The sequence below is a fragment of the Brevibacterium sp. AGC70 genome (assembly GCF_057334195.1).
Map to the genome: position 1 here is coordinate 26495 of NZ_JBHFIH010000006.1, position 26908 is coordinate 53402.

Here is a 26908-nt window from a genome sequence, read left to right on the forward strand (position 1 = left end):
GGGATATGTCGCCCGGGGCCCCCACGGCACCGTCACGACGGCAGCGGACCCGAGCGGCGACCAGCTGCTGCGGATCGCCGCCGGTGACAGGTCCGCTTTCGAAGAACTCTTTGTGGCACAATCACGCATACTCATGGCAGTGATCCTGCGGATTGTGAGAAGTCAGTCGCTCGCTGAGGAGGTGCTCCAGGAATGCTTCACCGAAGTGTGGACCCGGTGCTCCGGGTTCGACCCACAACGCGGGACAGGCAGAGCATGGCTGATCACGCTGGCTCGTCGGAGAGCCATCGACTGCGTCCGCAGTGTTCAGGCCCAACAGGATCGCGACTACGCCGACGGTCTGAAATCGTCGGCGGAAGAGGGCGAGCAGGTCGAACAGACGGTCATCGACAGATCCGAGTCGGAGAGAACCGCCACAGCGCTGAAGATACTTCCCCCGGACCAGGCACAACCCATCGTCATGGCCTTCTACCAAGGCCTGACCCACGCTGAGATTTCGGAGAATCTCAAGGTGCCCCTCGGCACCATCAAGTCACGAATCAGAGACGGAATGAAGAAGCTGCGAGAAGAGTTGGAGGTAAGCCGATGAGTGCCGATCGCGACTATCTGGCTGCCGGGCTGGCTCTGGGTGGACTCAGCGAAGCTGAGCTTGCCGAGGCCCAGGCTCTCGCAGACGCCGACGCTGAGTTCCGCTCCGAGGTCGCCGAGTATGAAGACACCATGGCGCTCATGGCCGAATCCGATGCAGAAGCGTCTGAATCCTCAGCCACAGATGCCCCTGAACCCATCAGTGCAGCCGCCCGGAATGCAATTCTCGCCATCCCGAACACACATGCTCAGGAGGATGCGGCCGCGAAACCACCGAGCCTGGAACAGGCTGGTTCTGAACAGCAGCAGACTCGGTCATCAGCACCGACTCAGCTCAACGCTCCGGCTCAACCCGCATCACAGGCAGACAATCAGTCGCACTCGGACGGGCCACCGCCTGCAGATCTGGCCGAGCGCCGTCGGAAACGCAGCGCCTGGGTGCCGATGGCTGCAGCCGCTGCCGCTGTCATCGTCGCCGCCGGTGTCGGAGTGAGTTCCTGGCAGAAGCAGAACGAGCTGGAAGACGAACTGGCAGCTGCTCAACAACAGCTCGACGACTCAGCTCGGCTCATGGAAGCCGGCGATCTGAAAACCAGCACGGCCGAGCTGCCCGAGGGCGGATCGGTCACTGTGGCTTCGTCCGAGAAGGAACAGCTCATTCGCCTCAGTCCTCGCGATGTCGAAGTCTCTCCTGCAGGAAAATCCCTGCAGATGTGGGTCATCGGCGATGAGGGCCCCGAGAGTGTGGGGCTGATGTCGAACGCACCGGTGACCATCGCCGATGAGCCTTTCGCCAAAGGAAGTCTGTTCGGCGTCACTGTGGAGCCCAAGGGCGGTTCGGACCAGCCGACCACCGATCCGATCGTGGCCATCGGCCTGTAGACAATGGCCATTGTTCAGATGTCTGGAGGCATCGGCTCTTCCTGAAGATCGGAAGGCTGGAACCTCAAAGCAACGGATGGGTCCGAGCGTGGTTGGTGACGCTCTCGAAGGCCTGTGCCACCTCGAGCACTCGCTTATCGGCGCCGACGGGGCCGATGATCTGCAGTCCCACCGGCAGCCCCGTTGAGGAGAATCCAGCCGGCACGCTGATCGCGGGGCATCCCGTTGCTGAGATCAGGCTGGTCGCGTAAACCCACGCCATGTAATCGCTGATCGGTTTGCCACTGAGGCTGTCCGGATAGTCGAGGTCGGCGGCGAAAGGTTCCACCTGACTTGTGGTCGTCACCAGCACGTCGTGGCGCGAGAAATAGTCCTGCATCGCCACCCACAGTCGAGCACGAGCGTCGTCAAGCGCGAAGAGATCGTCCACGCCCAAGTTCAACCCAGCTTGAATGTTGTCCCGGAGCGAATTTTTCATCTCGTGCGCATGGCCCTCAACGAGATGTCCATAGTTCTTAGCGAATTCGTAGGCCCTGGCCACGCGGAACACCTCGACAGCATCGTCGAGCGTTGGTGCTTCGTAACTCAGGTGGGCACCCAACCCGGTCAGCACAGGACCTGCTGCTCCGACGACCTCAGCTACCTCGTTTTCGACCTCGACCTGGCCACCCAGATTCGGCGCGAATCCGATCGCCCATCCCGACAAGTCCTTCCCCGAATCCAGCGTCGAGAACCCTCCCGACTCCACGCGCGCAGCTGGTCCCATGCGATCAGGTCCGCTGCAGAGGTCCATGAGCATGGCGATATCGGCAACCCTGCGAGCCATGAATCCCGCTTGGCTCAGCCACTCCCACGGGTTGTCTGGAGACACATGCGGTATCCAGCCGTTGGAAGGGCGCAGGCCCACGATATTGTTGAACCCAGCTGGCAGGCGCAGTGACCCGCCCGTATCCGAGCCGTCTCCCGCTGCCTGGACTCCGCAAGCAATCGCTGCCGCGGCGCCGCCGGACGAACCGGAGGCGGACAGAGCGGTGTCATAAGGGTTACGAGTCGTCCCGAACACAGGGTTGGTGGTGTGGGCGCCCGCCGCGAATTCAGGCACATTGGTTTTGCCTGTGCTGATCACGCCTGCCGACTTCAGTCTGGACACGATGAGGGCATCCCGGTTCGGCACGTTCTCAGCGAAGATCGGGGAGCCGAATGTCGTCCGCATCCCAGCCGTCTCGTGAGTGTCCTTATGCGTCATCGGGATGCCTGACAAGAGAGGAAGGTCCGAACCTCGGGCTCTGAGCTCGTCAACCTCCGTCGCCGAGGCGAGCGCACCGTCTGCATCGACTGTGATCACCGCGTTGACACGAGGATTGATCTCGTCAATGCGGAGTAGATGCGCCTCGACCAGTTCTCGAGAACTCAATTGACGTGTTGCAAGTGCATCCGCAAGTTCAGCGAGGGACATCCATCGGATGTCCGATTCAGCACCAAGCGACACTAGCGGCGTCCGGCCAACAGTCCGACGCAGACGCCGAGCAGGGCCGCACCGGCGCCCACGGCTGCGCCCACCAAGAATTCGCTGCCTCGCGCAGACGTTCCGAGCACTGACCCGGCAGGTTCAGCCACCGGCGTTGCCGGACCTGCAGGTGCTGCAAGACCAGCAGATGCTGCGGGCACTGCAAGGACTTCGGGAACATCGGCTGTGGCTGCAACCGCTGGCTCCTCGACTCCTTCGCGAATGGCCCGATCGATGTCTTTGAAGAATTTTGTGGCGATGCGTTTTGCCACGCCGGACAGCATTCGCTGGCCGACGCCGCCGATGGCTCCCCCCAGAACGGCATCGGCTTCCCAAGTGACCTCGGTACCACCGGCTTCGCCAGGTGCCAGCGCCACGGTGATATCGGCACCAATGGTCCCCGGCCCGCCAGAACCCTTGGCGGTGAGGACGAACGACGCCGGGGGCTGCTCTTGCGAGAACGCCACCGAGCCTTTGTAGGTGCCTTTGATCGCCGCCACACCCATGGTCAGAACCACTTGATAGGTCTGGTCGTCTACCGGAGTGAAGCCTTCGACTCCCGGAATGGTGGCCGCGAGGATCCGGGGGTCGTGGAACGCAGCATAAGCGGTGTCAGGATCGGCAGTCATCTGAGCTACGGAAGAGATGTGCATGTGGTGCAGTCCTTACTTGTGTCCGGGAGTGGATGGGGGTGCAGAATCGGCAGATCCGAGGCCTCCGGCTTTCAGTCCGGGTACTTCACCGGCCGCATGCTTATTCCGCAGTTCCCAGAGTGTGGAAGGATCGAGTGGCATGGCACGGATGGGGAAGCCTTCAGCGTCTTCGATGGCAGATGCGATTGTCGTGGCTGTCGGAATTGTTCCGGCCTCTCCTGCACCTTTGATGCCCAGGGGGTTGAGCGGGCTGGGGGTCTCCAGATGATCGGTCTCAACGTAGGGAATCTCAGACGCGAAGGGCATGAGGAAGTCCATGAAGGAAGCATTGAGCAGCTGCCCGTCCTCGTCGTAGGCCATCCGTTCGTAGAGCGCTCCTCCCACACCTTGGGCCACACCGCCATGGACTTGTCCTTCGACGACCATCGGGTTGATCATCGGCCCGCAGTCATGAACGACGCAGTAGCGAAGGATCGTGATGTCGGCAGTCTCAGGATCGGTTTCGACGATCGCGGCATGCATGCCGTTGGCCACGGTGGAGCGCAGCGGCGAGAAGAACTCCTGCTCTTCCAGTCCCGGCTGCTCGCCCGGCTTCACCGAGGGTTCTTCTGCGTTGGACTCCTTGGCGAACTGAGTTGCGGCCTTGGCGCTCTCGTCAAACGCGTATCGCAAGGGATTCGACAGAACAGACACCGCGGCCAAGGGCATGGCGGCACTGGGGTCGCCCTTGACGGAGATGATCCCATCAACGATCTCCAGATCCTCCGGATCAGCCTCCAGAGACTCGCCGGCAATCGTCAATGCCTTGGCCTTGACCTTCTGAGCCGTCAGGTGCAGGGCGTTGCCTGCCATCACGGCTCCCCGCGATCCCCAGGTCCCGACCGAGTACGGAAGTTTGCGGGTATCTCCTGTCGCCACATGCACGGTGTCGATGGGGACACCGAGAGCATCGGCGACGATCTGAGCGAATACAGTCGCATGCGCCTGTCCGTGGGTCGTCAGCCCAGTCCAGACGTTCACCCGTCCAGAGGACTCGACCTCGATATGACCACCTTCATAAGGACCGGCACCGGTGCTCTCCACATAGCATCCGATCCCCAGACCGACCTTGCGGCCCTCGGCTCTGGCCTGGTCCCGAAAGGCTTCGAATTCGTCCCAGCCGACGAGGGCCTTGAGCTTGTCGAGGGAGGTCACAAAGTCACCCGAGTCCAGACAGCCTTCCGCACCGTCTTGCATGGTCACTCCCATCGGATGGGGGAACTCACGGACGAAGTTGTTCAGACGTACCTGTGTGCGATCCATTCCAAGTTCGTCGGCGATGGCGTCGACGGTGCGCTCCATCATAAACACCGCATGGGCGCGACCGGCGCCTCGATAGGGAGTGACCATGACAGTGTTGGTGTACAGAGACCAGTATTCGACTCGATAGTTGGCGATGTTGTAGGGGCCCATGACATGCGTCGACGTGTTGAGCGGGACGATGACGCCGTAAGGAATGTAGGCCCCGTTGTCGTGCCAGAACTTCACATCCAGGCTGAGAATCCGACCGTCATCGTCGAACCCGACTTTCACACTCTGAGTCTGTGCTCTCTCATGCGCCGAGGAGATGAAATGTTCGCGCCGGTCCTCGGTCCATTTCACCGTCGTTCCAAGTGCCCTGGCGGCACACGCCACGGCCAGCTCTTCCGGCCAGGGGTGATTGATCTTGACTCCGAAGGCACCGCCGACATCGGGGGTGATGACTTCGACCCGAGTCAGGGGGATCTCCAGCCGCGCTGCCAACGCGGCTCTCAACCCGGTGCTGGTCTGGGTCGAGGAATGGACCTGGAGACTTTCGTCCTCCCGATTCCAGGCTGCGATGACGCCTTTGCCTTCCATCGGCATGCATGCGCTGCGCTCGAACTCCAGGTCAAGGTCGAGAGTATGTGGGGCCCGGTCCAACCCCGAAGCAACGTCCCCGACCTCTTGGACGTAGTGGGCTGCCACGTTGTCGTCCATTCCTGCGTGAACGATCCGCTGCCCCTCACGTGACTGTTCGACACCGACGATCGGGTCAAGGAACTCATAGTCGACCTCGATCCTCCCGGCCGCGTCTTCAGCGATATAGCGGTCGCGGGCGATGACCATGACGATCGGTTCGCCGACGAAGTTCACGTGGTCTGGGGCCAGGGCGTAACCGGTGTGAGGTGCCACGATGGATGGGTGGGGGATCAACATGGGCAGGCGATCTGCTGCCTGACCGGGCAGATCTTCGTGGGTCCAGACTGCGATGACACCTTCGACGTCGATGGCGCCCGTGACATCGATATCGACGATGTCAGCGTGGGCATGGGGGCTGCGCACGAAGGCCGCAGCCACGCTGCCGTTGGCCAGATCATCAAGATATCGACCATTGCCGGTGACCAGTCGGGGGTCTTCCCGACGTTTGATCTTCAGGCCGAACATACGTGTGGTCATTGAGACACTCCAGCATCTTCGTCGTCACAGCAGCCCTGGCCACATCCGCCACGCAGTTCGGCCGTACGCTGCACTGCCTTGACGATGTTCTGGTAGCCGGTGCACCGGCAGAGGTTGCCGGAGATCGCCTCCCGAGCCTCTTCTTCACTCGGGTGCGGGTTTTCGTTCACGAAAGCGTCGATGGTGGTGATGAATCCCGGAGTGCAGAAGCCGCATTGCAGCCCGTGGGAGTCGATGAAGGCCTGCTGCACGTCGGCAGGGTTTTCCGGATCGTCTCCGATTCCTTCAACAGTGGTGACTTCATGACTCTGTGCGCTGGCGGCAAAGATCAGACAGGACCGGATCGGATCGCCGTCGAGCTGCACCGTGCAGGCACCGCAGACCCCGTGTTCGCAGCCGACATGGGTACCGGTCAGCTCCAGGTCCTGACGCAGAACGTCGGAGAGAAGTTTGCGATCCGGCACATCGAGGACATGATCTTTGCCGTTGACGCTCAGCCGGATGGTCGATCTCGGTTCGGCTGCTGCCTCAGCAGCGCTCATCTGGGTCATCGTGCTTCCTTCTCCTTGCTTGTCACTGCTCACTGTCCACCGCTGAGGGCTGACGCACCACGAGCGCTGTTGGGCCTGCTCAATCGCTTGAGCAGGCGTCCGGCGAGGACTCCGGTGAGATGCCGGCGATAGTCGGCGCTGGCGTGGATGTCTCCCTCCGGGTCAATGAAATCCTTGATCGCCGAGGCGACGGCGTCGACGATCGTATCCACACGATCCACTGGGGTGCCGGCGACGATGTCGTCGAGTTCAATGATGTCCGGGGTGTCCGTGACTGACACGAATCCCGCCTTCAAGCCTGTGATCGTGGCCGTTGTGCCTGCAGCCCCGGAATTGGCTGAGTCGACATTGTCGACAAAGCCAGCTCGGTCGGATGCGCTGGCAATGTCAGCATCGTCGGTCGACATGATCAGTCCGACCCCGGCCAGCCCGTAGTCACCGCTGCGGCGCGCCAGTTCGTCGAATCCGGCCCTCTGTCCTGGTTGCAAGGAGGGGAAGATCGCCTCGGTGATGAGCTCCTCGGGTTCCAGACTGGTTTCCAAGGGACCGACGTTGAGTTCGTCTGCGGTGAGTGTGCGGGTTCCGGTCAGGCTCCTGACCTTCACGCGGCCACCCGTCAGCGCCAGAATCATCGGCATCTCACCGTTCGGGTCGGCATGTGCAATCGAGCCGACCGTGGTTCCCCGATTCCTTATGGCCGGGTGAGCGACGTGTCCGAGTGCTTCACCGAGAATCGGATTCGCGCAGGCGGCGCCCGGATCGCGCTCGAGTCGTCGGTGACTCACGAGCGCACCGACCGTAATCTCCGCCCCCGTTGCTGTGAGTCCGTCGAGCCCCTCGACGGCAGTGATGTCGATGAGGTTCTTCGGAGATGCCAGGCGCATATTGAGGACCGGAACCAGGCTCTGTCCCCCGGCGATGATCTTTCCATCTGATGCATGCGCTGCGAGCAGCTCCAGGGTGTCCTCAATGGTCTTCGGACGGTGAATCCTCAGAGGAGAAGGCTTCATTGTCTCAGTCACTCATCTTTCATTCTGCGGAGCTTGCGATCTTGTTCGAGGTCAGCGGTGACCCGGGCCCTCTGCCCTTCGCCTCCAATGTTGAGCCCAGCGCCATCAGCCGGATCATCCAGCAGCTCTTTCGGCGCCAGCCAACGCGCAACATGGTACATGACCAGCATCGATATCGTTCCCAGGGCAATTCCGGAGAGGACGAAGTCGTCAGTGAACTCCAGGCTGACGTCACCGATGGCGATGATCAGTCCAGCCGCGACCGGGACGATGTTGAGTGGGTTGGCGAAGTTGACTCGGTTCTCGATCCAGATCTTCGCACCCAGCATGCCGATCATTCCGTAGAGGACGACCGTGATGCCGCCGAGGACTCCGCCCGGAACCGATGATATGAGTGCACCGAACTTCGGTGAGAAGCCGAAGCAGATGGCAACAAGGGCAGCCACCCAGTAGGCAGCGGTGGAGTAGACGCGCGTGGCCGCCATCACTCCGATGTTCTCGGCATAGGTTGTCGTCGGTGAGCCTCCGACCGAGGTGGCGACGACAGCGGCGACACCGTCGCCGAGGACCGCGCGACCCATGTATTTGTCGAGCTTCTCACCGGTCATCTCCTCGACTGCTTTGACGTGTCCGGCGTTCTCTGCAACGAGGGCGATGATGCCCGGCAGCATGACGACGATCGCTGCCGCGTTGAAGACAGGAAGGTGAACTCCGACGACACCTGCAGCAGTGTCAGTCATGGGCGGGAAACCGATCCACGCGGCTGACTCGATGGCGGAGAAGTCCACGCGGAAGTGCGTGGTCACTTCTCCGGCTGCTGCGCTGAACGAGGTGATCTGACCGAATATCTTGTCGAAGAGCCAGGAGACTCCGTAGCCGAGGATGAGGCCGAGGAACACTGCGATGCGACCAAGGAACCCTCGCGCCCAGACGGAGAGGAAGACGATGAAGACCATGACGATGACCGCGACCCACTGGTCCTGGGGCCAGTAGGTGTTCGCGACGACCGGGGCCAGGTTGAAGCCGATGAGCATCACCACTCCGCCGGTGACGACGGGTGGGAGAACCTTGGTCAGCGCGGATGCCCCGATGTAGTGGATGAACACACCGACGAGAGCGAGGATGACGCCAGAGATCATGATCGCACCGGTCACCTCGGCGGGGGTGCCGCCCTGTGCGGTGACAGCGGTGACGCCTCCGACGAACGCGGCGGAGGTGCCCACGTAGCTGGGCACCTTGCCCTTGACGATGAGGAGGAAGATGATGGTGCCGAATCCCGACATCATGACGGCCAGCTGGGGGTTGAGCCCCATGATGATGGGGAAGACGAAGGTGGCCCCGAACATGGCTACCACGTGCTGAGCACCAAGGCCGATCGTTCGACCCCAGGTCAGACGTTCGCTGGGTTTGACGAACTCGCCTGGGGCGACGGTCTTGCCATCCCCGTGCAACGTCCATGAGAACATCGACATGTGTTTCTCCTCATCGTTGAGAAAGGCCCGGTGCAGACATTTCGACACGTGTGTTCCTGCAGCCGCCGGTCACGAAACATCTCGACTGACACCCCGACTCTATTGGGATGCTGAGGCACACATCACGTCAGATCCTGCCAAATATACCCAGGGCTCGTCGGCAGTCTTTGCTAAGGAAGCTTGACGATCTGCAAGGCCAAGGACAGCGAGAGGCGGAGGTTGGGATCTTCGGTGAACGGACCGACCATGTGTTCGAGCTTGGTGATCCGGTATCTCAGCGTGTTGTAGTGGAAGAACAGCGACCGTGCCGTTTCGGCCACATTGAGGTTGTGATCGAGCAGCGCCTGCAACGTGGTGCGCAGCCCTTCGTACTCTTCTTTGTCGTCTCCTGCCAGTGGGCCGAGGACCTCGCGCGCAAAGCTGCGCAGCTCTTCCTTCTTCGTCACCTGAAGGAGCAGCCGGTAGACACCTAGGGAGTCGTAGTGGCTGAGTCCCTGACCACGCTCGAGCTGGCGTCCGACCTCGAGTGCGCGCATCGCCTCCTGATAGGCCGCCGCCAGACCGGACACGTCTGCCGCGGGACGTGAGATACCGACCGAGAACTGTCTCCTGCCTCCCCCGCCATATCCGCGCACATCCGTGATGAAGGACTTCAGCCGTGCTGTGATGTCGTCCGCATTCTCTGCCGAGAGCAGCAGGATGACCTGATCTCCTGAACCGACGACCGCAGCAGCGGGATCGTCCTGGGACACGACTTTCGTCCAGGCGTCGGCGAAGAGGGACTGCATCGTCCGCTTGTTCTCAGCATCCGTCTGGTCCGCTTCCGAATCCACCTCGGCGACTGCAACATTGATGGGTCGGGCCAGGTCCCAGCCCAGCGAGTCGGCATGGGAGAGCACTCGGTCTGTGGAGGCAATATGGCCTCGCAGCACCTCGAGGACGAAGTCTGTGCGGTATTTGCTTTCGACCGCAGTGATCGCCTTCTCCCGGGTGATGACAAGCGCCGCGGCTGCGGCGGCCTGTTCTATGAGCCGGAACTCGGGAGCCTTGAGCACGCCTTCGCCGAAGGCAACGATGCGGCCCAGAGTCTTGTCTCCACCTTCGATGGTGCAGTTGCCCCACACAGATGTCCGGCCTGCGCGGGTCCGGCCGCTGCGTTCCAGGCCCGCGGGTTCGTCCTCAACTCGGAAACGGCCAGACTTGTCGAAGCAGACCAGGCTCACCAGATCCTCGTCGACCACTGATTCACCCTCGGTGAACATCGAATGAGTCCGCAGGCAGCGCACCCGACCGTCCAATGTGGTGACCGCGGCGGCCACACCAATCCGCTCTGCCACCATCTGACAGACGTCTTCGAGGTCGCCGTCGTTGATGACGACGTCGACGAGTTCCCGCATCGTCTGTTCCGTCTTCCGGATCAGTTCGGCCCGGCGATCAAGGTTGCCCGACAGCACTTCATGCATGATCTCGTCGAACCCGACACCGTCACCGAGGTGGATGATCGGCAAACCGATCCGGTTGGCCTCCGCGATAGCGGAGTCGGGAATCTCGGTGAGATATCGCCCCGGTTTGATGCAGACGGCGGACACGCCACTGCCCTCAAGAGTCGTCAGGAGCTGGGCGATCTCTTCGGGCCGGTCCCGCAGCGGATAGGCAGTGGTGAGGAGCAGTTCGCGGGGCTTCACCCAGGGAATGATGTCGGGGACTTCCATCACGTTGGTCAGTTCGACCAGGCGATCAAGCCCCTGTCCACCCGCAACGATCTCGCCGCTGCGCATACTCGGCAATCCCAGCACGTCACGTACGGACAGGCAGGCTGAAATCGAGACACTCTCATCGTCTGGCAAATTTTGATGCATATATAGGCCATCCTTGGCACCATTTGACATGCATTGACGATAGCAGGTCACGATAACCTGTCGAAATGAGGTCCATGTCACACACTCTTCCAGCAGCGGCTTCGCCTCTGCCGTTCCTGGACCCGGACGACGTCACCGCGCTGGAGTCGATTTTCGCGAGCTCACAAGAAGTGTCCTCATCAGAGGTGACCGTTGACGCAACGGTCATCGGACTGTTTCCGACCGGCTTCTACATCGGAGTCGATGCTCACCGGCGCGGGACACATGTACTTCCCGTGATGGGCCCGGATGCCCTGCAACTGCCGACAGGACTTCAGGTACCCCAGCTGACTGCGGACCACCTCGGCAGGCTTCGGCCTGAGATGCCGGCCACCGTCACCTTCTCGACGGCATCGGCCCACTCGAGAGTGGAACGGATCGAATCCGCGAATCTCAGGTGCGCAGCCGTCAGAACATGGCGTCCCAGCCGAATCGAGCCCCCGGATCTCAGCGATCCTCGACCATGTTCGCCTGGCGTGGTCGCCTCGGTCCAAGATCGCCTGAACCCGGGTCTCAGCGATCTTGCCCTCCGGTCGGTCAATCTCGTCCGGGCCCTGGAATCCGGTGTGGTTGCGGACGTCGACTCATTCGCCCACGCCCTCCTGGGCTACGGTCCCGGAAGCACCCCATCCGGTGATGACGCACTCTGCGGGATCGCCCTTGCCTTGCGCTGGACTTCGCAGTCAGCGCTCAGCTCGTGCCAGCACTCGCTGTTGGCCAGCAGTCTGTCCTACCTTGCACTCGAAGAGCGAACCACAGCCGTCTCTGCCTCACTTCTGCGTGCTGCTCTCGAGGGCTACTGCATTCCGGAGATCGAGCGCGCCATCGCCGACATCGCCCGACTGATCCGCGCCGAGAAGTTCTCCGGCAACGGCCACCGCACCACACCGCCGCTTCAAACGTTCGACGAGGCTCACGGTCTCGATGAGGTGTTAGCGAACATCAACCGGATCGGTCATCACTCCGGCCATGATCTTCTGACCGGATTCCTCGCGGTACTCACACCTGCTGCCGAACTCACTCTCGTTTCACCACTGGAAGGAACCATCCATGCCGACGACTCTTGATATCAGGTCAGGCCTCTACTACGACTCTGTGGCTCTCATGCAGGTCTCTGCGCAGGTCAAGGCCACCGAAGGTGTAGACGCGGCGCTCATCGGCATGGGCACCGAGCTCAATGTCGGGCTCATGCGCGATGCCGGTTTCGACATTCCCGATTCGGCTGCCCCCAACGATCTGGTCATCGCGATCAGCGCCAGCGACGAAGCTGCGCTCGCGTCCGGTCTCGCCGCCGTCGATGAAGCCTTCACCCGCATTGCCGACACCGCCGCACGCTCGCTGGGGCCAACGGGAGCGGAGCAGCCTCCCCTGACTGTCGAGTCAGCGGTCGGGCGCACCGGCTCCAACCTGGTCGTGGTCTCCGTGCCCGGCGACTATGCAGGCATCGAAACCATTGCCGCTCTGGATGCGGGCAACTCGGTGCTGCTCTTCAGCGACAACGTCGATGTCGACACCGAGGTCGCACTCAAGCACCGAGCCACCGAGGCGGGCCTCATCGTCATGGGCCCCGACTGCGGGACGGCCATCGTCGCCGGGGCCGGGCTCGGTTTCGCCAACGAGGTGAAGCCGGGCCGGATCGGGATCGTCGCCGCTTCGGGCACTGGTGCGCAGCAGGTCTCAACCCTGCTTGATGCCGCGGGGGCAGGGATCTCCCAGCTGATCGGCACCGGCGGACGCGATCTGGCACGCGAGGTCGGCGGACTCAGTGCCAAACAGGCGCTCAAGGCTCTGGCCGGCGACAAAGACACCGACCATGTCATCATCGTGTCGAAACCCGCCGACGCCGAGGTGGTCGCTGAGATAGAGGTGTTGGCAGCCGATCTGGGCATCGGTGTCAGTTGGGCTGTGCTCGGTCCCGAGCGCACCGATCTCACAGCAAGCGTCGAAACTGCTCTGGACAGCTGCGGCTTCAATGTCCCCACCTGGCCCTCCTGGGGAACGACCGGCTCCTCAGAGGACCTGCAGCAGGGACCTCTGGTGGGGCTGTTCTGCGGGGGCACCATGGCCGATGAAGCCATGCTCATCGCGGCCGAAACTCTGGGACCTATCACCTCGAACATCCCCCTCGGCGGGGCTGAGAAGATTGCCGGTGCCGAACTGCCCACGTCCGCGCACACGGTCATCGACTTCGGTGATGATGGGATGACTCAGGGTCGCGCCCACCCGATGATCGACCCCAGCCTCCGTCTCGGGGCCATCGCCGAGGCGGGAAACAGCGCTGGGGTCCTCCTCCTCGATCTGGTCCTCGGTCATGGAGCCCACGCGGCTCCAGCGGAAGGTCTCTCCGGAGCCATTTCCGCAGCTCGCTTGGCCGCAACACAGGCTGGACGGGAGTTGCCGGTCATCGTCAGCCTCATCGGCACCCAGTCTGATCCTCAGGACTTCTCTGCCACGGTCGGCTCGCTCGTTGGGGCCGGCGCTGAGGTCTACGTCTCGAATGCTCAGGCGACTCGGCGGGCGGTCTCCCTCATCGCCCCGCTCAACCAGGCCGAGTGCGACAACGCTCCTGCACAGTCAGGACCCTCTTCCCACGGGGCACCGGCGACGACGGAGGCAGCAGCGAACTCTGCGGCGACGAGCGATGCGTCGGCGAGGAGCGATGTGCCGGCGACGAAGCTGAGCGAGCTGCTCTCGGCCGAACCGAAAGTCGTCAGCGTCGGCCTGTCACTCTTCGCCGATGCGCTGCGCGCACAGGCCGTTCCCGTCGTCGAAGTACCGTGGCAGCCACCCGTCGGTGATGCGAACAGGCTCTTCTCCGTGATGAGCGACCCTCGTCGACTGGCCGCCAATGCCCAAGCGTTGGAGGCCATGCTCAATGCCGGTGCCCAGCTCGTCGGCCTACGGCCGGCCCGTGAATGTCTGGGCCTTGCCGAGAACGAGTTCCTGCATTCGGGACCTCCCCTGGAGTTTGAACGGGCCTCGGGCCCCATGCGCGGAGCATTGGCCGGCGCTGTGGTCTTCGAAGGGCTGACCGACACCCTCGAAGAGGCTGAAGCCGGGCTCGCCGATGGACGATTCAGCATGGCACCGTGTCATTCGAAGGATGCTGTCGGGCCGATGGCAGGAGTGATCAGCCCGTCGATGTGGATGTTCGAACTCATCGACCCTGTGTATGGCAATCGCGCCTACTGCTCCCTCAACGAGGGCTTGGGTAAGGTGCTGCGGTACGGTGCGAACAACGACGAGGTGCTTGACCGCCTGCACTGGATGCGCGACATCTTGGGACCCGTGCTCGCACAGGCGGTCGCCGCACACGGACCCATCGACACGAAGTACTATGTTTCGCAGATGTTGGCATCCGGCGATGAGGGCCACAATCGCAATCGCACGGCGACGCTGCTGTTCCTCCGAGATCTGATGCCGGATCTGCTGGCACTGGACTTCGCCACCGCTGACCTCGCCGAGGTGTGCAGTTTCCTGGGCGCCAATGACTACTTCGCGCTCAACCTGGTCATGCCGACCTGCAAACTGGCGATGGCTGCGGCGAAGGGCATTCCCGGATCCTCACTGGTCGTGACCATGGCTCGCAACGGCACCGATTTCGGCATCCAACTTTCAGGTACCGGCGACGAATGGTTCACCGGACCGGCCCAGGTCGCTGAGGGACTGTACCTGGGCGACTTCGGTCCAGAAGATGCCAATCCCGACATCGGAGACTCGGCGATCACAGAGACCGCCGGCATCGGAGGACTGGCCATGGCCGCGGCTCCGGCGGTGGTGCGTCTCGTCGGTGGCGATGTGGCCTTCGCGGTGGAGACGACGCGGAGAATGTACGAGATCACCGCTGGTGAGCACCCGATCCACCAGATTCCGATCCTCGAATTCCGCGGTGTTCCCAGCGGAATCGACCTGGTCAAGGTGCTGCGAACGAATGTGCTTCCGCAGATCAACACGGGCATGGCCGGTCGCATAGCCGGTGTCGGCCAAGTAGGTGCCGGACTCGTCAATCCTCCGATGGACTGCTTCACCAATGGTCTCGAGTCTCTGGGACGGTAGTTCGCTTCAGCCTCGGTCATCGAGCCCAGCGAGCATTCGCTGGGTCCGGTGACTACGAGTGAATAGGTCCGGTTGTCCTCCGCAGCGAACGGCCGGTTCCTTGGGCGAACTCAAGCAGCACCTCGGCGAAGATGGACACTGCAGTGGCCTCCGGCGAACGGGCCCCGAGATCGAGGCCGATCGGACCATGGATTCGATCGATCTCTGCAGCGCTCGCCCCCGCCAGTGACATAGCATCGACTCGCAGCTTGTGGGTGCGACGACTTCCCAACGCACCGATGTATCCGGCCACGGACCTTGCCGCTTCGAGGAGCACTGGAACGTCGAACTTCAGATCGTGGGTGAGCACTGCGATGACCGTGGAACCTTCGATTCGCCCGGCCCGGACCTCTTCGGCCAGGTATCGATGCGGCCACGAGACGATGACCTCGTCGGCATCGGGGAACCTCTCCGGAGTTGCGAAGATCGGTCGCGCATCGCACACCGTCACCTGATAGCCGAGGAATTTCCCGAGTTGAGACAAAGCCGCCGCATAGTCGATCGCCCCGAAGATGATGAGACGCGGAGGCGGATCCGAGGTGGTCACGAAGATCCGTGTTCCCGCGCCGAGGCGCATTCCAGTGGAGTCGTATTCACGCACTCCCGATCGGCCTTGGGTGATCATCGCCCCAGCATCGGTGGTGACGTGCTCATCGAGTCGCGGGTGCCCGAGAGTTCCACTCCGGCGCCACTCAGCTCCAGCCTTGGCTGCCGCACCATGTCGGCCGGCAGATGAGGGCACGCCAGCCGCGCCCTCTGCGGGTTCGATGAACAACATGCGACCCGTGTCATCAGCGTCAACGACACCCTCGGAAGCCACAGAGTCTTCGGCCGCCCGGCCGAACACCTCGTCGGCTGAAGTCTCACGGATCATCGGCAGTTCCAGGGCGAGCGCGGCCGGACGAGATTCCTCAAGCGCACGCATATAAGCAGCCAGCGGCACCGTCGTTGCCTCATTGACGACCGGGATCACCAGTGCCTCGATCTGCCCGCCGCAGGCAAGGCCCACAGCGTATGCCTCGTCGTCGCTGGTGCCGTAGTGCGACAGCCTGGCCTGACCTGTGGTCAGTACCTCGAGGGCGAGTTCGTGGACGGCGGATTCGACGCATCCCCCGGACAGACTGCCGACCGTCTGACCATCGGAGGCCACCGCCATCATCGCTCCGGCCGGGCGGGGTGCCGATGCCCAGGTTTCGACGACGATGGCTACTGAGAACCGGCGGCCGACCTGCAGCCAATTCAGCAGTGTCTGTTCCAGCTCAGCCATTCGTCATCGTCTCCTTCACTGCTCTCTGGCCCGCGCTTGCCGTATCCGGATGTCGGCTCAATCCATCCTTGCTCGTTCAACCCCGGCCCTGCCTCGCCGTATCCCGTCTCACGCTGGAGGCGATGTTCTCGGCCACTGCCTGCCAACCGTCAACGGTGGTGGCGGGAAGCATCACCTGCGCGTGTTCCTCAGCGATCCGCATACCCCGCACCTCCGGAGTGAAGCCGACACGTCCCGCACGAGGATTCACCCAGATGAATCGGTGGCTCAGTCTCCCCAGCCGTGCGCACGCGCGGAGCAGTTCGGAGCAGTCGCCCTGTTCCCAGCCATCGCTGATGAGGACGAGCACCGATCCGCGGATCGCCTCTCGATGTCCCCCGTTGAGCAGGGTGAGCAGTCCTTCGCCGAGGCGGGTCCCGCTGGCCAGGTCGGGAATCGCCTCCTGCGCCGCCAGCAGTTCACGGTCATTCAACGGTGCAGAGAAGTGATGGTCGACTCGAGTGAGACGAGTTCCCAGGGTAAAGCTTCGTGCCTTGAGTCTTGGCGTGGCTCGAGCCAGGAATCTGATGAGTGCCGGCAGCCATTGCTTCATCGAGGCTGATACGTCGACGATGATCGTGACGTCTCGATCGCGTTCTCGGCGGGTTGACCGCGGCAGACGCGAGAGTTCTTCCTGCCGAAGCAGGGTCCTCACGATCTGGTTCGCATCGATTCTTCCGAAACTGCTGCGCCTGTCTGCATACGCACTGCGACGTGGGTTGCGAAAAGACAGGCCATCGATCAGACGTACCGCCTCCGCCGCATGTTCTCCGTTGCCGAGGTCGGTGGTGCGCAGGACCTCGAGCCGGCTGGCGGCGGCTTGGAGCGCCATTGTCTGGTCTTCGACGTGATCCCATTTCGCCGAGTCACTCGACTCTTCGCTGGGCTCCGGAGTCGGGATCGACACCTCGTGAGGGCCCGGTGCCACTCGTTGTCGCCCGGTGAGGCCGAAATGCTGGTTGAAGAGGGCATCGTGGATCGGAATATGTTTCTGCTCCGTGCAGATCAATGACCGCGAGGCAGCACGAACCTGGGTTGGGTCCAACAGGTCGATGTGGGCAAGTGCGCTGGCCAGAGTCCGGATCCTGTCTGCACCGGCAGGCAGTCCATGCCGGCGCAGGCGTGAGCCGAAGCGCATCAGCTCGGCGGTCAGGTCGCTCATCACTGGTCGACCAGACTGTTCGAACTCAGACCGCTGAGATCATCGGCATCTTTGAGAACTGCGGAAATCGTCGACCGCACGGCTGCCTCGTCGAGTTCACTGATTCCCAGCGCCGCGAGCGCGCGGATCCAGTCGATGGTCTCCGAGGTTCCCGGAGGTTTGATCAGGGTCTGCGACCGCAGACGATTAGCAGCTCGCACTACGGCGGCCCGCAGCGCTTGGGAAGAAGCCGGGACATGATGAGCGAGTATTCTCTCCTCAGTCTGGGCATCAGGTTGGGAGAACCAGTGGTAGACGCAGCGGCGTTTGAGGGCGTCGTGAAGTTCACGTGTGCGGTTGGAGGTCAGGATCACCAAGGGCGGGGTCGGCGTGTGGATGGTGCCCAGCTCGGGAACTGTCACAGACCAATCTGAGAGGACCTCAAGCAGGAGAGCGTCGAATTCGTCGCCGGCACGGTCGATCTCATCGATGAGCAGCACAGGACGCCGAGGTTGAGCATCAGCTCCCTCGTTTCGTGAACTTTCGATCGCCTGGAGGATAGGTCGCCTGAGCAGGAACGGCAGGCTGTGGAGTTCATCGTCGAGGCGTGTGGCATCGAGCCGTTGGGCCGATGCCTTCGCCGCTACTTCGATGGTCCGGACGTGGAGAATCTGTTTGGCGAAGTCCCAGTCGTAGAGAGCATGGGTCGCGTCGAGTCCCTCGTGGCACTGCAGACGAATCAGTTCGGTGCCGTGGACTTTGGCCAGGGCCTTGGCCAGGCTGGTCTTACCGACTCCGGGCGCTCCTTCGCACAAGAGTGGCTTATCGAGTGCTCCCGCGAGGAAGCTTGCGGTGGCAAGGGAATCGTCGGCCATGTACCCCACGTCTCCCAGAGCCTTCGCCAGATCGAGGGCGCCGGTGTAGTCAGGCATGATCACTCATTCCGGTCGTGGGCAGAAGCAATCCTTGCGCTTGTGCATCTGCCGGAGTATCGACATCCCTGTTCCCCGTGACTCCAGGCGCCAACAGATCTCCGCACTCGATGTCGAGAACCTGACCCGACAAATCCCTGAACAGACTCCTCGCCCCTCTATCCTCGTGACAGGCCGCGATCGCCTCCGAGATCAGGTCCCTGCCGATCATCACAGGATGCCCGAGTTCCGCATTCCACATGCAGCGCGCCAAAACCTCGGTGCCGGAGTGCTCAAGCAAACGACGGTAGGCCTCGACAGGAGTCTCGGGAAGGTCGACCAAGGTCACGATGGCCGCTACGGCATCGGCGGCGACTGCCCGCAGGCCCACCTGCAGCGATGAGCCCATCCCCGCGGCAAAGTCAGGGTTCTCGACCACACGTGCGTTGGCCGGCACCAGGGGTCTCGCCACATCGACAGACGCCCCGAGAACCACGATGATCTCCAGCGAGTCCTCGGACTGCTGCACCTCGCCCCCAGCATGCGCTGCAGCCATCGTGTGCACATGGTGTTCGAGCAACGAGGTCCCCACACGCAGTCGCAGCAGCGCCTTGGGCACACCCATCCGACTGCCGCTGCCGGCCGCCAACACGATCATGCTGACCTTGCGCTTCATCGCCCTCACCATGGTTATCGATTCTAGGCGCGTTCTGCCAAGGTCGAACCTCGGGCAGCCACGGTCACACCGTCGTCAACAGGTGTGACCACGGTTCCGGAGCTGCCTGCCACAGCCTCGGGGAGATTGTCGAGAGCAGCGATGACACCCATCGGTCCACCCTCGTCGACGAAGTTGAGAACAGCATCGACCTTGGGACCCATCGAACCCGAGGCGAAGGTGCCTGTGTCCTTGAGCTCGCGCAACTGGGCGTTCGTGACTTTCGTGATGTCGCGAGCCTCGGGAGTGCCGAATCCCGCGACGGCACAGGGCACATCGGTGGCGATGATGAGCCGATCGGCCTTCACCGAGCGTGCCAGCTGCGCCGCACTGAGGTCCTTGTCGATGACTGCGGAGACTCCGTTGAATCCTTTCTCATCGGGGATGACTGGGATTCCGCCACCGCCTGCCGCGACCACGACCGCCCCGGAATTCGCCAGGAACTCGATCGTCGGGGTCTCGAGGATCCGCACCGGGCGAGGCGATGCCACAACCCGACGCCACCCTCTGCTGCCGAAGTCCTTCCATGTCTGCCCCAGCTCTTCCATCGCAGCCGCATAGTCCCGAGGCTGGTAGGAGCCGATCGGTTTGACCGGATCAGTGAAGGCCGTATCGTCAGGGTCGACGACGGTTCGGGTCACCAGTGCAACGACGCTCTTGGCAATCCCTCGAGAATTCAGCTCCTTCTCGATCCTGCTCACGATGGTGAAGCCGATGGTGCCCTGAGTCTGGGCCCCGCACCAGTCGAGGCTGACCGGGGGCAGCTCCGCGACGGCGAGCTCGTTCTTGCGCATGATGTTGCCGACCTGTGGCCCGTTCCCATGGGCGACGACGAGTTCGTGTCCGTCTTCGATGATATCGGCGAGATGGACGGCCGCCTGAGCGATGGCACGGCGCTGGCTCTCCGGTGACGCATCACCATCGGAGGAAGTCATCGCGTTGCCGCCAAGGGCGACGAGGACTCTCACAGCCAGTCCACCTCGGGTGCCCTGGCACCGTCACCAGCCAACTCGGCGTAGCCTGGCCCCCTGTCGAAGAAGGGTTCGTTGACTCCACGTTCGGTGAGCAGGCGTGCACGCAGCGACTCTGAAGCCGCCTCGTCGACGGTGGCGTTCTCGATTCCGTCCGGGCCCTCGGTGACGATGACACCATAGGACTCTTCGGCCGCTGCGATGCTCACCTTGCCCCACTGGACGTCGCGGACGACTTCAGCGAAGGGACGCTGGAGCGGGTCTCCCCAACCGCCGCCACCGGTTGTGCGGATCCGCACGACCTCGCCGGCGCTGATCGGCTCGTCATCGGCCAGCGCATCGATTTCGCGTTCGTTCGCTCCACCCGGGTCGATGGTGACCTGGAAGGGCTGACCGGCCTTACCGCCTTTGACTCCCCAGCAGGCAAGGATCGACCGGTCGGCGATCGACATGAAATGACCATCGCGCAACATCCTGATGTGCTTCTCGTAGCCGAGTCCGCCACGGTAACGACCAGCCCCGCCGGAGTCGACGGACAGGCCGAGGCGTTCAACGCGAAACGGGAACCTGGATTCTGTGAACTCTGTCGGCAGGTTCCGGGAATCGGGGACCACGTGGATCGTATCTTCACCGTCGGAGTAGTAGCGTCCACCGGAGCCGCCGCCGAGGACCTCACGCATGAGGTAATCGTTGCCGTCGCGGTCCTTGCCGTAGACGCCCGTGTAGCGGATGGTCTCCTGGTCGGCAGGCATCTGCCCGTCTACTGCCTTCGCCACCACGCCTGCCAGTACGCCGAGGAGGCGCAGGATGACGAAGGTGCGTGCGTTCGTGGGGCCTGGGAACTCGGGCGTAAGCAGGGTCCCCTTCTCTGGGAAACGCATCTCGATGAGGGGGACGATTCCCTCGTTGACGTCGAGTTCGCCCATGCGTTCGGGGCTGTCGGCGAGGTTGCGCAGGATCGGTGCCAACCACTTCTTGAGGAAGTTTCCGCCCACATAGTCACCACAGTGGTTGATCGGCCCTGCAGCTTGAGCCGCGGTGCCGGTGAAGTCGATGATGAGACGAGGACCGTCGTCGGGGCCGCCAGTTGAGGTCTTGGTCAGGGTGATCCTCTGTGTGTGCAGCATCGGGTCGGAGACTCCGTCGTGTTCGGCGTAGTCCTCCCATACGTACTGGCCATCGGGGATCTTCGACAGGATCTCGCGGCGGTAGATCTCCGTGGAGTTATCGAGGATGGTGTCGAAGGCAGCCTCGACGGTGTCGACTCCGTAGCGGGTGAACAGTTCGGTCAGGCGCCTGGCGCCCATAAGGCAGGCAGAGCATTCCGCATCGAGATCTGCCGAGAGCGAGTCGGGCATGCGTGAGTTGCGCGTCATGATGGCCAGTGCCGACCTGTTCGGCTTCCCCGCGTCCCAGAGTTTGATCGGGGGGATCATCAGGCCCTCTTCGAAGACGCTGGTAGCACCCGAGGGCATCGATCCGGGGCAGGCTCCGCCGATGTCATCGTGGTGGCCGAATGCCTGGACGAAGCAGACGACCTCACCGTTGGCGAAGACCGGCACGGTCACGCACATATCTGGAAGGTGGCCGATTCCGCCCTCGGAGGCGTAGACGTCGTTGTGGAAGAAGACATCGCCTTCCTGCATCTCCTCGATCGGGAAGTCGCGGACGATGGGATGGACGAGTGCCGAATATGAGCGACCTGTGAGCTTGCGCAGCTGCCGGTCATGGATTCCTGCTCGGAAATCGTGGGCGTCGCGGATCATCGGTGACCGTGAGGTTCGGGCAATCGCGGTCTCGACCTCCATTTCGACACTGGCCAAGGTGCCTTCGACGATCTCGACGATGATCGGGTCAACCGTCGAAGCCTTCTGCCTCGATGTCAGGCGGTTGCCATGTTCGTAAGCCGTTGGCAGACCTGCGGGGTTGATCGGGTCAGCGTTGATGTAGTCGGTCAGCGCCTGCCCTGTCAACGGAGTGAGGCTGAGCATCGACCCGGAGTCGGGTGCTGCGGTCTGGTCAGTGATCGTCATTTGCCTGCCTCCTGGCGTTTGCGGCGAGTGGTGATGATGTTGCCGCCGGCATCGATGCGAGCGGTGAATCCCGGGTGCAGCGGGAAGGTCGAGCCGAACTCTTCGACGATGGCCGGACCTTCCAGGGTGTCTCCGGCCAGGAGACTTTCACGCCAGTACACGGCGGTGTCGACGTATCCGTCCTCGGCGTCGAAGCACACTGGTCGCACAGCGGTCTGTGCACGTTCGGACTTATCCGGTGCGCCCTCGGCTGACGCGATGTGGCGAAGCTCCGGACGGGTGATCGGACCGATGCCTGAGACCCGGACATTGACCCATTCCACGTGCTGGTCCGACGCATCGGCGAAGTCATAGCCGTAGAGCTGCCTGTGCTCGGCGTGGAATGCCCGCGTCACCTCGTCGGCCCATTCTCGGGTGATCGTACCCGAAGGAGCGGGCACGCGGACCTCGAAGGCCTGACCGAAGTAACGGAGGTCGACGGAGCGGTCGAACTGATGGCGTTCTGGTGTGAATCCCTCGTTGATCAGGGCCTCGGTTGCCCGAGTCTGGAGACGGTCGAAGAGGCCGGCGACCTCAGCGATGTCCAGTCCGTCATCGCGTGCGACGTTCGTCTGAACATAGTCGTTCTTGACGTCGACGGTGAGGAGACCGAAGGCGGAGACGTTTCCCGGGTTAGGCGGAACGACGACGCCGGCAAGATCGAGGATGTCGACGAGCGTGCATGCCAGAAGCGAGCCGGAGCCGCCGAAGGTGGTGAGCATGAAGTCACGGACGTCGAGGCCACTCTGGACCGAGATCTGGCGCAGGGCGTTGGCTTGGTTCCAGGCGGAGATCTCGAGGATTCCAGTCGCGGCCTTCTCCGTGCTCAGGCCGAGCTTTGCGGCGATTTCGCTGATGCCGCGACCAGCGGCGTCCGCGTCGAGGGGGATCTCGCCGCCGAGGAGGTGGGGCGGGATCCGCCCGAGGAAGACGTGGGCATCGGTGATGGTCGGTTCCACGCCGCCGTTGCCGTAGCAGATGGGCCCCGGGTCGGCTCCTGCCGACTGAGGACCGACCTTGAGCTGTCCTTCGGCCGTGGTCCAGGCGATCGAGCCGCCGCCCGCACCGACGGTGACGACGTCGATCATGGGGATCTTGGAGGGGTAGACACCGACCGAGCCTTCGGTCGTCAGAGCAGGCTCTCCGTCGACGACAACCGTGACGTCCGTCGAGGTGCCACCGCCGTCGCAGGTCAGGACCTTGTCGAAACCGGCTTCCCGCGCGATGAGTCCGGCACCCAGTGCACCCGCGGCAGGGCCGGAGAGCACGGTGGTGATGGGCTGGTTGACGACTTCATCGGCGGAGAGCACGCCGCCGTTGGACTTCATGATGTAGAACGGCAGCTTGGCGTCCTTGTCGGTGCCGGTATAGGCGTCGAGGCGTTCATGGATGTTCTTGACGTACGTGGAGACTTTGGGTTTGACTGCGGCGTCAACCAAGGTCGTCATCGATCGTTCGTATTCGCGGTATTCGCGCAGCACTTCCGAACTCAGCGACACAATGACGTCGGGGTGCTCTTCGAGGAGGATCTCGCGCATCCTCTGCTCATGGGCGGGGTTCGCATAGGCGTGGAGGAAGTTGACTCCCAATGTGCCGATTCCCTGGTCCCGGAACCAGCGGGCGACCTTGCGTGCCTCGACTTCGTCGAAGGGACGCACTTCGTGGCCTTCGAAGTCCATGCGGCCGGTCACGGTCTTGACGAGGTCGGCGGGTACGATGCGATCGGGCTTGACCCAGAAATAGGAGTTTCCGTACCCGTCGGGTACTGCCTGTCGGGCGATTTCGAGCACGAATTCGTAGCCCTCGGTCGTGATGAAGCCGAGACGATCGAGCTTGCCCTCGAGCAGCTGGTTGGTAGCGACGGTGGTTCCATGGCTGACCGCGCTGATATCGGAGGCTGTGATCGTCGCGGCGTCCTGATCGGTGCCCAACATTTCGAGGACCTTGTCAATGCCGTTGATGAAGCCATCAGCGGGATTCGACGGTGTCGAGGGAGTCTTCGTCGTGGTGAGCTCACCGGTGGCTTCGTTGAAGGCCACCACATCTGTGAACGTTCCGCCGGTGTCGATACCGATACGGATTCGTGGGCTTTGAGTCGACATCAATGTCCTTCCCAGGTCTGATGACCCCAGGTCTGCTGAGCGTTTGAATCCATTTTTGCCGGTGACTCACATCACTCCACCGGCAAAAGATGCCAAACAACCAATGAGCCGTTGGTAAATGTCTCCAATTACGACAGCTCCGAGCGCAGCACCTCCTGAACAGATCGCGCGGGGCGGCCCAAGATGGCCTGCGCCGGAAGCGCTCCGCACGGCAGTCCGTGGTAGTCGTAGTAGGAGAACATCGCTGCCAACCATTCGATCTCGCGCAGGTCGAGACTCGTCCCAGACGTCGAGTCGGCGCCAGCGCTTCTGTGGGCGGCGACCCACTGCTGCGGAGTTGATGCTTCGATTTCAATCGCTCGACCCAGCACTTGCTCTGCGGCGGCGGCATAGTCGCGAACAGTCAGCTGCTGCGGGCCGCCGAGTTCATAGGTCGCCCCGATATGGAAGTCATCAAGCAACACGGCGGCCGCGATCTCGCCGAGGTCGGCGAGACTGATCAGTCCGAATCGGGTGTCGACGCTGTAGGGCACAGCAACGTGCGGATTCTGTCCTCGCAGGCCCGGCAGGAGATTGTCGATATATGCGCACGGCTGGAGAATCGACCACTGAAGTCCGCTCCGCCGCACCAGGTCCTCAGATGCAGCCTTGGCCACGTGGTGAGGCATGTCTGGAGCATAGGGTGCCGCCACCGAATGGTAGACGACTCGATCCACTCCTGCCTCGCGGCAGGCCCCGAGCAGTATGGAGATGAAATCACGCTCATCCGGATGAAGGTTCGGCGCCATGAGATAGGCGGCACGACAACCCTTCAGCGCCTCGACGGGGTTCATCATTTCGCCTCGCCCAATCGGAATGATGGGAACCGCTCGGTCCTTGAGCGCCGACGAAATTGCCCGGCCTGTCTTTCCTCGTGCGCCCACAACAGCGACAGATTCTCCTGTCGCCGGATCGATGGTTGTCCTTGTAGTCTCCGTCATAAACGCACTTCTTTCTGATCGATAATCTGCAGTTCGGGCGGCGCGGTGACGCCTGGCCCCGAACTTACACACGAGAGACATGCGCAGATACGGCGAATACTGCCAAACCCTCCAGCCACGCCTCCACCCCGCGCCGGATACGCCACGCCCCAGATCCACACAGCGGCGGATACCCCAACACGCCTCTGCTGTCTAAGCTGGAGGGATGGCAGAGAGTCCGACATCGCTGAGACCTACGCGCGGCGACGTATATCTGGTCATCGCCCTGGCCGCAGGTTCTGTAGTCTTCGCCATCCTGTATGTCACGACAGGCTACTGGCCGTTCAAGGCGCCGCTATGGGTTCTGTGCCTGGCTTCAGTGGCGGTGACAGTGCCCCTCATCTGGAGGCGGCGCTACCCCAGCCAAGTCGCCTGGACCCAGACCGCGATCTTCGTCGGCGCACAGATCGGCGGCGCCATGGAACCAGGGGTCACCCAGATCATCCTCTTCATGGGCGTGTACTCGATCGGTGCGTGGCAGAGCAATCGCCGGTCGGCTCTCGTCTCCAGGGCACTGTTGTGCACGGCCATCTTCATCTACCTTGTGGCCTCCGTGTTCTTCCAGTCCAACGGTCTCTCGGACATGACAGTCCTGCAGATCACCGCGAGCTTCGGCGTCAGCCTGCTGACGAATGTCGCCTATTTCGGCGGCGCCTGGCTCTTCGGCGACCGAGCCTGGAAGCAGCGCCTGATCCTCGACGATCTGCGCTCCGCCAACGCCGAGGTCCGCGCCCAGGAACAGCAGCTGACTCGTCAGGCTCTCGATCTTGAGCGGGTGCGCATCGCTCGTGAACTCCACGATGGCATCGCCCACCACATCACCGGCGTCGGCATCCACGCCGCAGCCGCCCGTCGCAGCCTCGAGAAGAATCCCGACAAGGCCCGAGAATCCCTCAAGACCATCGAATCCTCCACCCGAGAAACCGTCGATGAACTGCGTGCGCTCGTCTACACCCTCCGGGACACGGACGACGCGAGCACCGGTGAGCACAACACGAAGGGCAACCCCGGCCTCGGCGACATTCCCGAACTCGTCGACGCCTCACGTCGATCGGGACAGCAGGTCGACGTTGTCACGATCGGTGAGCCGAGACCGCTGACGCCGATCACGGAGATGTCGATCTACCGGGTGATCCAGGAGTCCCTGACCAACTGTCGTCGTTATGCGGGATCGCACGCGGAGGTGGATGTCCGCCTGCGGTACGGCACCAGCAATCTCGAAGTCGAGATCAGCGACACCCGGTCTCCCGGCGGGCTCCACGAGGAATCGCACCCCGACTCCGAACCTCCGGCGAAGCAACCGGGCCTGGGCCTCGGCATCATCGGCATGCGCGAACGGATGAGCGCCATGGGCGGCTCCCTCGAAGCCGGTCCGAAGTCCCGTGGCGGCTGGCTTGTACGGGCACAGATTCCCTACCCTCGGAACGTCGCCGAATCTGAGTCTGACCCCGAATCTGAGTCTGACCCCGCGGCCACGCCTACTACCCCCGAGACCGTCACCGATACCAGCGATCTCCAAACTGCCTCCTCCATCACCGACTCCACAGCAAAGGCCTGA

The 26908-nt window shown here is 62.7% G+C and carries 20 protein-coding genes; 5 read left to right on the forward strand and 15 right to left on the reverse strand.

Going from position 1 to position 26908, the window contains the following annotated elements; translation table 11 throughout:
• A partial coding sequence (locus ACE03M_RS04160) for a sigma-70 family RNA polymerase sigma factor (protein WP_485932846.1) occupies positions 1-589 on the forward strand: 589 nt, incomplete at its 5' end.
• Entirely contained in the window at positions 586-1470 is an 885-nt protein-coding gene (locus ACE03M_RS04165) for an anti-sigma factor (RefSeq protein ID WP_485932847.1), read from the forward strand. The genes ACE03M_RS04160 and ACE03M_RS04165, both read left to right, overlap by 4 nt.
• 64 nt (positions 1471-1534) lie before the next feature.
• On the opposite strand, the gene ACE03M_RS04170 is transcribed toward ACE03M_RS04165, so the two are convergent.
• The 7 genes from ACE03M_RS04170 to ACE03M_RS04200 form a co-directional block, all read right to left on the reverse strand.
• The gene (locus ACE03M_RS04170) at positions 1535-2926 is read right to left on the reverse strand and encodes an amidase (protein ID WP_485932848.1); all 1392 of its coding nucleotides are present in this window, start codon (positions 2924-2926) and stop codon (positions 1535-1537) included.
• A 32-nt stretch (positions 2927-2958) separates the two neighbouring features.
• Positions 2959-3630, reverse strand: coding sequence for an SRPBCC family protein (locus tag ACE03M_RS04175; protein ID WP_485932849.1), 672 nt, complete (start codon positions 3628-3630; stop codon positions 2959-2961).
• 12 nt (positions 3631-3642) lie between these two features.
• The gene (cutA, locus tag ACE03M_RS04180) at positions 3643-6087 is read right to left on the reverse strand and encodes an aerobic carbon-monoxide dehydrogenase large subunit (protein WP_485932850.1); all 2445 of its coding nucleotides are present in this window, start codon (positions 6085-6087) and stop codon (positions 3643-3645) included.
• Positions 6084-6638 carry a (2Fe-2S)-binding protein gene (locus tag ACE03M_RS04185; protein WP_260848255.1) on the reverse strand — a complete coding sequence of 185 codons (555 nt, stop codon included), beginning with the start codon at positions 6636-6638 and terminating at the stop codon, positions 6084-6086. The genes cutA and ACE03M_RS04185 overlap by 4 nt, the downstream gene beginning before the upstream one ends.
• 29 nt (positions 6639-6667) lie before the next feature.
• Positions 6668-7660: an FAD binding domain-containing protein gene (locus ACE03M_RS04190; protein WP_485932851.1), complete on the reverse strand. Its 993-nt coding sequence runs from the start codon at positions 7658-7660 to the stop codon at positions 6668-6670.
• On the reverse strand, positions 7657-9120 hold the full coding sequence (locus ACE03M_RS04195) for a uracil-xanthine permease family protein (protein WP_485932852.1): 1464 nt from the start codon (positions 9118-9120) through the stop codon (positions 7657-7659). Before ACE03M_RS04195 ends, ACE03M_RS04190 begins: the two co-directional genes overlap by 4 nt.
• Positions 9121-9290: 170 nt before the next feature.
• Positions 9291-10979 (reverse strand): PucR family transcriptional regulator, encoded by a 1689-nt coding sequence (locus ACE03M_RS04200; protein ID WP_485932853.1) that lies wholly within the window; start codon positions 10977-10979, stop codon positions 9291-9293.
• A gap of 74 nt (positions 10980-11053) precedes the next feature.
• On the opposite strand from ACE03M_RS04200, the gene ACE03M_RS04205 reads away from it, so the two are divergent.
• Both ACE03M_RS04205 and ACE03M_RS04210 read left to right on the forward strand, forming a co-directional pair.
• Positions 11054-12085: an oxamate carbamoyltransferase subunit AllH family protein gene (locus ACE03M_RS04205; RefSeq protein WP_485932854.1), complete on the forward strand. Its 1032-nt coding sequence runs from the start codon at positions 11054-11056 to the stop codon at positions 12083-12085.
• Entirely contained in the window at positions 12069-15074 is a 3006-nt protein-coding gene (locus ACE03M_RS04210) for a bifunctional FdrA/YlbE family protein (RefSeq protein ID WP_485932855.1), read from the forward strand. The genes ACE03M_RS04205 and ACE03M_RS04210 overlap by 17 nt, the downstream gene beginning before the upstream one ends.
• 52 nt (positions 15075-15126) lie before the next feature.
• Here the strand turns inward: ACE03M_RS04210 and ACE03M_RS04215 are convergent, their stop codons facing one another.
• From ACE03M_RS04215 to ACE03M_RS04250, 8 genes are all read right to left on the reverse strand, one after another.
• Positions 15127-16380 (reverse strand): XdhC family protein, encoded by a 1254-nt coding sequence (locus ACE03M_RS04215; RefSeq protein WP_485932856.1) that lies wholly within the window; start codon positions 16378-16380, stop codon positions 15127-15129.
• 76 nt (positions 16381-16456) lie between these two features.
• The gene (locus tag ACE03M_RS04220) at positions 16457-17581 is read right to left on the reverse strand and encodes a VWA domain-containing protein (RefSeq protein WP_485932857.1); all 1125 of its coding nucleotides are present in this window, start codon (positions 17579-17581) and stop codon (positions 16457-16459) included.
• Entirely contained in the window at positions 17581-18492 is a 912-nt protein-coding gene (locus ACE03M_RS04225) for an AAA family ATPase (protein ID WP_485932858.1), read from the reverse strand. Before ACE03M_RS04225 ends, ACE03M_RS04220 begins: the two co-directional genes overlap by 1 nt.
• Positions 18485-19159 carry a nucleotidyltransferase family protein gene (locus tag ACE03M_RS04230; protein WP_485932859.1) on the reverse strand — a complete coding sequence of 225 codons (675 nt, stop codon included), beginning with the start codon at positions 19157-19159 and terminating at the stop codon, positions 18485-18487. The genes ACE03M_RS04225 and ACE03M_RS04230 overlap by 8 nt, the downstream gene beginning before the upstream one ends.
• Before the next feature lie 11 nt (positions 19160-19170).
• On the reverse strand, positions 19171-20154 hold the full coding sequence (locus ACE03M_RS04235; protein ID WP_143923984.1) for a carbamate kinase: 984 nt from the start codon (positions 20152-20154) through the stop codon (positions 19171-19173).
• Complete coding sequence (locus ACE03M_RS04240) at positions 20151-22190, reverse strand: hydantoinase B/oxoprolinase family protein (RefSeq protein WP_260848256.1); 2040 nt, start codon at positions 22188-22190, stop codon at positions 20151-20153. The genes ACE03M_RS04235 and ACE03M_RS04240 overlap by 4 nt, the downstream gene beginning before the upstream one ends.
• A complete protein-coding gene (locus ACE03M_RS04245) occupies positions 22187-24331 on the reverse strand; it encodes a hydantoinase/oxoprolinase family protein (RefSeq protein ID WP_485932860.1) in 2145 nt (714 codons plus the stop codon). Before ACE03M_RS04245 ends, ACE03M_RS04240 begins: the two co-directional genes overlap by 4 nt.
• 128 nt (positions 24332-24459) lie before the next feature.
• Positions 24460-25311: an SDR family oxidoreductase gene (locus ACE03M_RS04250; RefSeq protein ID WP_143923986.1), complete on the reverse strand. Its 852-nt coding sequence runs from the start codon at positions 25309-25311 to the stop codon at positions 24460-24462.
• Between the two features lie 205 nt (positions 25312-25516).
• On the opposite strand from ACE03M_RS04250, the gene ACE03M_RS04255 reads away from it, so the two are divergent.
• Positions 25517-26908 (forward strand): sensor histidine kinase, encoded by a 1392-nt coding sequence (locus ACE03M_RS04255; protein ID WP_485932861.1) that lies wholly within the window; start codon positions 25517-25519, stop codon positions 26906-26908.